Genomic DNA, 696 nt, shown 5'->3' with positions numbered 1-696 from the left:
GCGCCGCGACGCGTATCGAATTGTCATCGGCGCTGCCGTTCGTGATGATTTTCCTCACCACCGGGATCACGCTTGTCCTTGCGCTGATCGTGCTGGCGCTCATGCCGGAAAAGGAACTGCGCGGCCGCGACGAGCACGCCGCGCCGGTGCTTGCGGAGTAATCTCTCCGAGGTGTGTTGAGATTCAGGTCAGGCCGGCATCACCTGAATTCAACATACTCAGTCGTGGACGCCGAGCTTCTTCTGCAAGCTGGTCGATGAGGTCGTATATTGGAAGACGATGCGCTCGCCCGGGCTGACGATGCGCTTGGCGGCCTGTGCCATCAGCGCCACCTCGTGGAAGCCTGACAGGATCAGCTTGAGCTTGCCGGGATACCAGTTGATGTCGCCCACGGCAAAGATGCCCGGGATCGAGGTCTGGAACTTCTCGGTGTCCACCGGGATCAGGTTCTCGTTGAGGTTGAGGCCCCATTCGGCGATCGGTCCGAGCTTCATGGTGAGGCCGAAGAAGGGCAGCATGCGGGTGCATGGCACCTCAACGTCGCCGTCCGGACCGCCCTTGATGGTCGCCGATGACAACTGGCCGTCGGCCCCGGCCAGCCCGCTGACCTGACCGACCAGGAACTTGAGCTGCTTCATCTCCTGCAAGGCATACATCTTGTTGACGCTGTCGGGTGCCGCCCGGAATTCCGGGCGG

The 696-nt window shown here is 62.1% G+C and carries 1 pseudogene; it reads right to left on the bottom strand.

Annotation, left to right across the window (positions count from 1 at the left end):
• Nucleotides 1–218 precede the first annotated feature (218 nt).
• Nucleotides 219–696: pseudogene (locus EOA27_RS38900) on the bottom strand (NAD(P)/FAD-dependent oxidoreductase); the annotation flags it as partial.

Origin of the sequence: Mesorhizobium sp. M2A.F.Ca.ET.037.01.1.1 (assembly GCF_003998075.1) — a bacterium.
Classification (GTDB): domain Bacteria; phylum Pseudomonadota; class Alphaproteobacteria; order Rhizobiales; family Rhizobiaceae; genus Mesorhizobium.
The sequence above is the reverse complement of the archived record's forward strand: the minus strand, read 5'-3'. Positions and strand labels throughout refer to the sequence as shown.